Below are 8,740 nucleotides of genomic sequence, written 5' to 3'. Positions count from 1 at the left end.
CTGCCAGCAATGCCACCGTCTCAGCTGCTACGCCCATACCACACCAACGAGCGATACCCTCGAAAGCTACGGGTTATTTATCTGCAAGCCCTAAGGCGGGCGATGGCGCCGAGGCCGGGGAGCATCTCACCGTCGAGGATCCGCCCGATCGTGGGGTGGCTGATGCCAGCGGACATCGCCAACCCACGGGCGGTGACGGATCGGGTCAGGAGGCTGGTCCCGACGCGGCGGTCCCGGTGTCACCGCTCGGCCCCGCGCCCCTCAGTTGGTCGGGTCTCCCCTGGCGCAGGGCCAGCGCCAGGACGGCCGCGAGCCCGGCGAGGACACCGCTGACCGCCAGGTCGGTCGCCGCCACCACCCACGTCAGCCCCGGCGCCTCGCGGGCGCTCCTGCGCAGCACCGCCGGTCGACGTGCCGGGTCGGGGCGGTAGGCCGGCTGGACGGTAAGAGACAGGATCAGAGCAGCAGGACGGCGCCGCAGCGTTGGAGTTGTTCGGAACCCGAGTGTTGTCCTCGGTCGCTTTCAAGACCGGCGGACTGCGGCTGGTCTTCGACAGCGGCCTGCACCTCAATGTCGAGCCCCGCCCGGATTTCGAGGCGTGGAGCGTGACAGGACCAACTAATCTGCGCCTGGTATGCATGCCGGCCGGCGAGGTGACGATCTGGCAGTGACCCGCCGGACCACAGGTTCGCCGGGAACCCAGGGCCCAAAACCCACTTCTGGACCCGAACCCACGTGGGTTCAGCCCGAAGAACCGTCAGTTTCCCTGAACTCCGGGAACTCTACGGGGTTGAGGAAGATCCGTGCGGAAATTGGCGCTAACGACGATCTTGGCTGAGTAGGTGGTCGTACGCCTCGGCCTAGGGCAGAGCCCGCTGGTCCGGTGGCTGCGCGGCAAGCTGTTTGCCGAGGCGCGCTGCTGCCTGCTCGGGCGTGAGTAGTTGGGGTGCCACTCTGGCGACCTCGCGTAATCAGGTGTCGCCTATTCGATGCGTCTGAGACTGATGACTGTCACTCATCGTGATCGCTGTCTGGGGCATAGCGGCTCCAGGGGCTCCCGGCGGCGGTGGCGATGCGACTGGTCTGCTGGTCGGTGTAGCCGAGCATTCGGGCGATGACCGGTGCCGGTGCCTGCAGGACCAAGTGCCGCAAGGCTGCCGTCCGGCTGTTGAGGACAGCGATGTGATGCGTGTGCAGTCGCTGCTCGATCGCGTCGGTGGTCATGGGTTGCCCGCCGCGGCGGCCGGGGAAGAGCCAGCGGGAGTTGGGGTTGGTGGCGGCCCGCCGCCGCGGCCGGGTCGGCGGTCGCCGGCCCGTGGTCGACGACGACAAACGCGCCGCCATCCTCGCCCGCCGCCAGCGCGGCGAATCCATCCGCACCATCGCCGCCGGAGTCAAGGTCTCCATCGGCGTCGTCCACAAGACCCTCGTAGACGCCAAGGATTCGTAGGCCGCCCGGCAACCACCCGGATCGGAACGGCGAGTGGCGGTAAGCCGCGCCTCCATGCCTCGCTAACGCCACTGACCGTTCCACTGCTGCTCGGCCCCCGCGCCCGGGAGAACGGCTACGGCCCACCCCGGCAGCATCCGCTAACGGCCTCTTCTGTCAGGACGGGTCTTCCTCAGCCAGGACCGCCGTCACCCGGCCGATCCCGGGGAAGTCCGCTGTGATGCTGTCGCCCGGCGCGATCGTGATGGCCCTGGTGATGGAGCCGGACAGCACGACCTGGCCTGGCTCCAGCGACACCCCCAGGGCACCGATGGCGTTTGCCAGCCAGGCCAGAGCGTTGAACGGTGTACCGAGGACCGCCGTTCCTGTGCCGGTTTCGGTGACCATGCCGTTCCTGATCAGCGCGCAGTTCGCGGATCGCAGGTCGACGTCTGCTGGATCGATCGGCGTGCTTCCGAGGATCGCCGCCCCAGACGATGCGTTGTCTGCGATCGTGTCGACGATCGAGATCTTCCAGTCCTGAATTCGGGAGTCGACGATTTCAAGTGCCGGCAGCAGGTATTGCACCGACCTGCTGGCGTCGTTGACAGTCACGCCGGGTCCCCGGAGAGGGGCTCCTAGGACGAAGGCGATCTCCGGCTCGATCCGAGGCTGGATGAACCCGCGGGCGGGGATCGGTTGGTGCTCCGGGTGGAACATGCTTGCGGTCAGATGGCCGTAGTCCGGCTCGTGGACGCCCATCTGCCGCTGGATCGCGGCCGAGACGAGGCCTATCTTGTGGCCGCGGACCTGGTCTCCGGCCTCGGTCCAGGACCGCACCTGCTCCTGCTGGATCCGGTAGGCGTCGGCGATTGTCGCGCCGGGGTAGGTGGTGCTCAAGGGAGGAATCGGTGTGCCCGACCGGTAGGCGTCGAGCAGCGCGGCGGCCGCCTCTCGGACCTCAGAAAGCCTCATCGCTTACGCGCTTCGCGCTCGGCTCGAAAGCTCCGCCGCCACGTCGATGATCATGTCCTCCTGGCCTCCGATGACCTCGCGTCGGCCTAGCTCCAGGAGGAGCTCGCGCACGGGGATGCCGTACTTGTCTGCGGCGCGCTTCGCCGGGTGGAAGAAGGTGGAGTAGAGACCGGCGTAGCCGAGCAGGAGCGCGGTCTCGTCGACGATCTGCGGTTCGGTCATCAATGGCGCGATGAGGTGTTCGGCGACCTCGATAAGTGCGAAGACGTCGACTCCCGGGTGATGACCGGCACGTTCCAGCGCCGCCGCGAGAGCCTCCGTCTGGGCGTTGCCGGCGCTGGCTCCCAGACCTCGGAGCGACCCGTCGATGTAGGTCGCGCCGTTCTCGACCGCAGCGAGCGCGTTGCCGATGCCCACGCCCAGGTTGTTGTGGGCGTGGAACCCGATGTCTGCGTGGACCGCCTCGCGCAGCGCGGCGACACGGGCTCCGGCGGAACCGGGCACGAGCGCCCCGGCGGAATCGACCACGTAGATCACCTGCGCGCCGTAGGAGTCCAGTTTGGCAGCCTGCTCGGCGAGTGCCGCGGGTTCGAGCTTGTGGCTCATCATCAGGAAGCTCATGACGCGCATGCCGTGGTCGCGAGCGTGGCGGATCGGCTGCTCGGCGCAGTCGGCCTCGGTGCAGTGCGTGGCGACCCGTACTGTGGTCGCCCCGGCGTCGCGGACGGCGTCCAAGGCTGCGAGCGTCGAGATCCCCGGCACGTACAACACGGCGATATCCGCTCTGTCCACTGCGGCGACGGCGGCCTGTACGTAATCGACGTCCGTCGCGGCGGCGAACCCGTACTGGATCGAGGAGGCGCCGATGCCGATGCCGTGGGCGACCTCGATGACCCGGATACCCGCCCGGTCGAGACCTCTGGCCACCGCGCCGACCTGTTCCGGTGTGAACTTGTGCGAGACACTGCTCATGCCGTCGCGCAGGCTCGTGTCCACGAGAGTGATCATCGGGTGGCTCCAAGGGTCTTCTCTGCGATCCGTTCGGCGACGGCGGTTGCGGCGGCGGTGATGATGTCGAGATTGCCCGCGTACGCGGGCAGGAAATCGCCGGCGCCCTCCACCTGCACCATGACGGTGACCAGGTCGCCGTCGACCTCCATGAATCGCAGCCGGTAACCCGGTACGTACCGTCGGACTTTGGCGACGATGTCTCGTACGGCGTGTTCGATTCGGTCGGCGTCACTCCGGCGAACCCTCGCGTACACGGTGTCGCGCATGACCATGGGCGGATCGGCCGGATTGATCAGTGAGAACGCTTTAGCCTCGTCTACTCCGGCGACGGCGGTCAGGGCCTGTCCGGTCTTCTCACTGAACTCGCTGAGGTTCCACCGGGTGCCCGGACCTGCACTGGCGCTCGCGATGGTGGCGACGATCTCGCCATACGAGACGTCGGCGACCTGGTCGATCGCGTACAGGAGGGGGATGGTGGCTTGTCCCGCGCAGCTGACCATGTTGAGGTTCGGCGCCTGCAGGTGATCGTCGAGGTTGACGGCGGGTACGACCCAGCGGCCGACCGACGCGGGTGTCAGGTCGATTGCGGTGATCCCCGCGACCGCGTAGCGCGGCGCGGCCGCGGCGTGCACCTTCGCCGAGGTCGCCTCGAATACCAGCGGGGGTCGGTCTGATCGGCTGAGCAGCCAGTCGACGCCCTCCGCGGACACTTCGACGCCGAGGTCCTTCGCCCGCCGCAGGCCCTCGCTGCCAGGGTCGATGCCGATCATAAAACGGGGATCGATGAGTTCGGATCGGCGCAACTTGTAGAGCAAATCCGTTCCGATGTTGCCTGAACCGACGATCGCCGCCGGGACTTTCACGGGCATGCGTGCGCGCTCCTTGTGACTGAAAGGTGTTGCGGTCCCCGCGGGCTGGCGGCCGGGGGGCCAGGGATTCGCGGGCTCAGCCGCGTGCCGGCCGGTGAATCTCGACCAGAAGTTCCAGTTCGACGGGTGAGCTCAGCGGCAGCGCTGACACCCCGACCGCCGAGCGGGCATGCCGTCCGGCGTCGCCGAAAAGTTCGCAGAGCAGGTCCGATGCCCCATCGCCGACCTGTGGGAGCCGGGTGAAATCGGCTGTCGACGCGACGAACACCAGGGCCTTGACCACGCGGGCCACCGCCGCCAGATCGCCGATCTCCGCCTTCAGCGCCGCCAGTGCGTTCAGCGCGCACTGGCGCGCGCACTCGTACGCGAGTTCCACGCTGACCGTGTCACCGAGCCGGCCGGCCGCGATCAGCCGCCCCTCCCGCAGTGGCACCTGGCCCGACACGTGGACGTGGTCACCGCTGCGTACGGCGGGCACGTAGGTCGCGACCGGGGGGACGACCTCCGGCAACCTCAGCCCAAGCTCCTCGAGGCGCCGTTCGGGATGTGGCATCGTCGGCTCCGTTCCGCCGCTTCTCGGGCTCATCGGGGGCCGCCGCGCCAATCAGGCATCGCCCGCTCGCCGACAGCGACGTCGTAGGCCGCGCGGGCCAGCAGACGGGTCGAATCCAACGTCGGCAGGCAGGAAACATCGGGCGTGATCAGCAACGGGATCTCGGTGCAGACGAGCGCGACCGCGTCACAGCCCCGGTCGGCCAGCCGTTCGATGACGCGGAGGTACTCCTGCCGCGATGCATCGCTGATCACTCCGTGTACCAGCTCCCTGAAGATGACCTCGTTGACGAGGTCGCGGTCGTCGGCGTCCGGCAGCTCTGCGGCGATCCCGCGGGCGGCCAGCGCGCGCGGGTACAGCGGGCCGTCCATGGTGTACCTGGTGCCCAGCACGCCGACGCGGGTGCGTCCCTCGGCCGCGGCCTGGTCCGCGACAACCTCGGCGATGTGGAGACCCGGCAATGGGAGATCCGGTCCCGGCACCTCCAGAGCCATGTGGGCGGTGTTGTCCGGGCAGGCGAAGAAGTCGGCTCCGGCCCGGGCGAGCCGCTGCGCGCTGGTCGCCAGGGTCGCCTGGACGGTCGCGTGATCTCCGCTCTCCCAGGCGGGCATGCTGTACCCGAAAGCGATGTAGTCCAGGGTGACGTCGGGATGCTCGTTGCGACCGGTCCGGCGGAATCCCTCCTCGCAGAAGGTGAGGAAGCAAAGGGCGGCTCCTCCCGTGCTGTGAGCGAGAACTCCAAGGTGTTTCACGACGGCTCCGGCGTTTCGGGAAGTGGGGACGGCTTCATTCTTCAGCGGAGGATCCCAACCCGCTACTTCGAGGCATCGATCGATATAGCATCCATGCTGTGGAGGTATGGATGGATCTGCGGTTGCTGGGTTACATGGTCGCGATCGCCGAAGAGGGATCCGTCAGCGGAGCGGCTCGCCGCCTACGGCTGACCCAGCCGACCCTGAGCCGGCAGTTGCGTGAACTGGAACGACGCTTGGGGGTCGAACTATTCGCCCGCGCCAGCCGCGGCCTCCTTCCCACCGCAGCCGGCGAGGCGCTGCTCCGGCGGGCCGTGCACATGCTGGCCGATGCCGAAGCCGCTCTGAACGACGTACGGCTGGCCGCCGAGGGCAAGACCGGTCGGGTGACGATCGGGTTCGCCGGATCGGGCATCAACGGCGCGCTGGGAGACGCCCTCGGCCGGCTGCGAGCAGAACTCCCCGACGTCGACCTGTCCCTGGTGGAGCTGTTCGACGACGCCGAGATGTCGGCCGGCATCCTGGACGGAAGCCTCGATGTGGCAGTGCAGCGGCTGCCGGTTCGCGACGCCCGTCTCGCCACACGAGTCTGGACGCGCGAGCCGTTGACCCTCTTCCTGCCTGCCGGGCACCCACTCGCCACGACTCGTGAGCCGGCACCGGTCTCCGTACTCGATGAGATCCCCTTGGTGCTGTGGCCACGCGAATCCGCGCCCCACGCGCACGACGAGATCACCTCGTTGTGCCACCACGCCGGGATCGTGCCGCGCGTCGGCGCACGGGGCCGGACCGTTCAGACGATCCTCGCGCTGGTCGCCGCCGGTTTCGGTGCGGCCGTGATGGCCGACTCCTATCGAGTGCTGCACCGAGAGGGTGTGACACCTCGACGGCTCGCGGGTACCGCCACCACCTTGCACCTGGTCTGGCGAGACGGGGACATGGGCCCGCTTCTCACACGTTTCATGACCGCTCTGAACGCCGTGAGGACTCGGCATCGCGCGATGAAAGACCCAAGACTCGCGCAGGGCACATCGGGCTTTCGTGATCATCCTCGTTCCTGAGCGAATGGCGTGCGGAGGCCACGACCGCCCTGACGACCGGCCTCGGTAGCATCGCCAGCGCCGAGCGGTGCGAACGGTACTGCTGGTCCAGCAGCGGCAAATAGTTGTTGCCATGATGCGCCGACACCGCCTCATGCGCGCTGGCCAGCGCGTTCAGGCCACCGGACTGCTCCAAGGTCTTCAGCACCAGCCGCCCAGCCCGCTCGGCCATCTCCTGCACCGTCGACGGCGCGGCCACCACCGGAACCGGCTCTCCGACCGCGACGGCATCGCCGACGTCAGCCGGGGTCTCGGCCGGAGTCATGGCCTCCCGTACCACCGACAGCACATCACCGAACACCCCCAGCAGTCGCTCGGACTCGGCACGGTGTGCCTCGTGCAACGACTCCAGGTGATCGCGGCCCTTCTTGTGGATAGCGCCCATCCGCTTGCAGAACATGGTCACCACATCGTCGAGGACCCCGGTCGCGGCCGTGTGCACCAGGCTCACCATCAGAGTGAGACGCTTGTCCTCGGTGACTTTGCGCATGTCAGCGGCGTCGGTGACCCGGGCCTCCCCGGCGAAATGCGTGACCTTTCCCGGCGGCACGCCCTCCAGCCACCACCCGGTCGGCCCAATCGCCTTGATGTCGGCCAGCAGCGCCAGCCGCTCCTTGAACTTGCCCAGCGACGCAGCCTTCGCCACGTCCTTCAGCCGGTCGAACTCGCTGCGTCGGCTGACCGGGTCGACCACCAGGAGCCGGGCCAGCCGCGTACGCGCGGCCGCGTCCAGCCGCCCCGCCACCGTCTGGAAGAACCCGGTGTCACCTCCGCGCGGATCGACGAGGCCATCGCGTCCAACGTGGTGTAGCCCGGCAGCTCGCACCGAAGGCGAACCAACTCCTCCAACGCCACGTTGATCAGGTCGGCCGGGTTGTCCTTGGACTGCGCAGCCTCACGGATTGCCTTCTCGGCGATCTGCCGGACCCGAGCCGCCTCGTAGGTCACCCCCCAGCCGCTTGCGGACGAACGAGCGATGCCTGCTGACCGACATCGGCGCCGCCCGCCGCAATTCCACCTCATCAGCCAATTCCAGCGCGCTGCGAACATGACCGACCACCACCGCCGGGACATCCTCGACTGGACCGCCCCGGCGAAGTTGGAGGCTAGATCGCTTGGTTCTCGGCCGCTAGGTCAGCGTCGGCGGTCGATCGGTGGAACGTCTCCTCATACTCGGCCGGAGGGACGTTCCCGCAGTAAGAATGTAGCCGTTCAGAATTGTACCAGGCAACCCATTCCATCGTGGCGATAGTCACGTCCATGACGCCTTTCCAGCCGCCATTGAAGTCGATGATCTCCTTCTTGTAGAGACTGTTCAGGGACTCGGCTGCTGCGTTGTCATACGAGTCGCCCTTGCTGCCGACAGAACGCGCCGCGCCGACCTGGTCGAGCCGTTCAGCATAGCGAATGGAAGTGTATTGAACTCCCCTATCCGAATGGTGAACGAGGCCGCCGACCTCGCCTCCGCGAGACCAGATCGCCATTTCCAGGGCATCGAGTGCCAGGTCGGCGCCCAGGTGGTCGGCGACCTGCCAGCCGACGATCCGCCGCGAGTACAAATCCTGCACGAACGCGGTGTAGACCCAGCCGGCCGCGGTCGCCACATAGGTGATGTCCGCGACCCATCGACGATCCGGCCGGTCCGCGGTGAAGTCGTGTTCCAGCAGGTCACCCGGCTGCTCCTGGCCGGGGATAGTGGTGCGGGGCCGCTTGCGGCCCGCCGTCACCCCAGCGAGCCCGAGCTCGCGCATCAGCCGCTCGACCGTGCACCGGGCCACCGTGACTCCCTCCCGATGGAGCTGTCCCCACACCTTCCGCGCCCCATAAAGACCGCGTCCCGGGCCGTTCCACACCCGCAGAATCTCTCCTTTCAGGTATTCGTCTCGGACCGCACGAGCCGACGGACTCGACTCCCGCTTCTTGGCCGCCCAATACGTGGACGGCGAAACTTCCAGCACAGCACAGATCGGCTCCACACCGAACTGTTCACGATGGGTATCGATGAACTCGACTAGCGCGGCAGTTTGGGGTCGAGTTCCCGGGCGAAATA

11 protein-coding genes and 2 pseudogenes are annotated in these 8,740 nt (G+C 67.6%); 3 read left to right on the top strand and 10 right to left on the bottom strand.

From position 1 onward, the window contains the following. Positions 1-205: 205 nt before the first annotated feature. Entirely contained in the window at positions 206-400 is a 195-nt protein-coding gene (locus tag AB0395_RS47010) for a hypothetical protein (protein WP_366294531.1), read from the bottom strand. A gap of 68 nt (positions 401-468) precedes the next feature. Here AB0395_RS47010 and AB0395_RS47005 point away from each other — a divergent pair. Next, positions 469-672, top strand: a pseudogene (locus AB0395_RS47005) (DUF6188 family protein); the annotation flags it as partial. A 340-nt stretch (positions 673-1,012) separates the two neighbouring features. Here the strand turns inward: AB0395_RS47005 and AB0395_RS47000 are convergent. Continuing rightward, positions 1,013-1,225: a hypothetical protein gene (locus tag AB0395_RS47000; protein WP_366294529.1), complete on the bottom strand. Its 213-nt coding sequence runs from the start codon at positions 1,223-1,225 to the stop codon at positions 1,013-1,015. On the opposite strand from AB0395_RS47000, the gene AB0395_RS46995 reads away from it, so the two are divergent. Further along, on the top strand, positions 1,224-1,451 hold the full coding sequence (locus AB0395_RS46995; protein ID WP_366294526.1) for a hypothetical protein: 228 nt from the start codon (positions 1,224-1,226) through the stop codon (positions 1,449-1,451). The two genes, AB0395_RS47000 and AB0395_RS46995, sit on opposite strands and share 2 nt — an antisense overlap. A 156-nt stretch (positions 1,452-1,607) precedes the next feature. Here the strand turns inward: AB0395_RS46995 and AB0395_RS46990 are convergent, their stop codons facing one another. From AB0395_RS46990 to AB0395_RS46970, 5 genes are all read right to left on the bottom strand, one after another. Further along, positions 1,608-2,405, bottom strand: a complete 798-nt coding sequence (locus AB0395_RS46990) for a 2-keto-4-pentenoate hydratase (RefSeq protein WP_366294523.1) — start codon at positions 2,403-2,405, stop codon at positions 1,608-1,610. A gap of 3 nt (positions 2,406-2,408) precedes the next feature. Beyond that, complete coding sequence (dmpG, locus tag AB0395_RS46985) at positions 2,409-3,413, bottom strand: 4-hydroxy-2-oxovalerate aldolase (protein WP_366294520.1); 1,005 nt, start codon at positions 3,411-3,413, stop codon at positions 2,409-2,411. Further along, entirely contained in the window at positions 3,410-4,285 is an 876-nt protein-coding gene (locus AB0395_RS46980; RefSeq protein WP_366294517.1) for an acetaldehyde dehydrogenase (acetylating), read from the bottom strand. The genes dmpG and AB0395_RS46980 overlap by 4 nt, the downstream gene beginning before the upstream one ends. 76 nt (positions 4,286-4,361) lie before the next feature. Next, a complete protein-coding gene (locus tag AB0395_RS46975; RefSeq protein ID WP_366294514.1) occupies positions 4,362-4,838 on the bottom strand; it encodes a RidA family protein in 477 nt (158 codons plus the stop codon). A 29-nt stretch (positions 4,839-4,867) separates the two neighbouring features. Continuing rightward, on the bottom strand, positions 4,868-5,590 hold the full coding sequence (locus AB0395_RS46970) for an amino acid racemase (protein ID WP_366294512.1): 723 nt from the start codon (positions 5,588-5,590) through the stop codon (positions 4,868-4,870). A gap of 110 nt (positions 5,591-5,700) precedes the next feature. Here AB0395_RS46970 and AB0395_RS46965 point away from each other — a divergent pair, with 110 nt between their 5' ends. Then, positions 5,701-6,651, top strand: coding sequence for a LysR family transcriptional regulator (locus AB0395_RS46965; RefSeq protein ID WP_366294509.1), 951 nt, complete (start codon positions 5,701-5,703; stop codon positions 6,649-6,651). Here the strand turns inward: AB0395_RS46965 and AB0395_RS46960 are convergent. The 3 genes and pseudogenes from AB0395_RS46960 to AB0395_RS46950 all read right to left on the bottom strand — a co-directional run. Further along, complete coding sequence (locus AB0395_RS46960; protein ID WP_366294534.1) at positions 6,551-7,516, bottom strand: hypothetical protein; 966 nt, start codon at positions 7,514-7,516, stop codon at positions 6,551-6,553. The genes AB0395_RS46965 and AB0395_RS46960 overlap by 101 nt on opposite strands. A 14-nt stretch (positions 7,517-7,530) precedes the next feature. After that, positions 7,531-7,713: pseudogene (locus tag AB0395_RS46955) on the bottom strand (hypothetical protein); the annotation flags it as partial. 83 nt (positions 7,714-7,796) lie between these two features. Beyond that, positions 7,797-8,740 (bottom strand): IS3 family transposase (locus tag AB0395_RS46950; RefSeq protein WP_366294506.1); only part of this gene is annotated, 944 nt, incomplete at its 5' end.

Origin of the sequence: Streptosporangium sp. NPDC051023, assembly GCF_040689595.1 — a bacterium.
Lineage (GTDB): Bacteria > Actinomycetota > Actinomycetes > Streptosporangiales > Streptosporangiaceae > Streptosporangium.
Note: the sequence above shows the minus strand (reverse complement) of the source record. Positions and strands in the feature narration are given on the sequence as shown.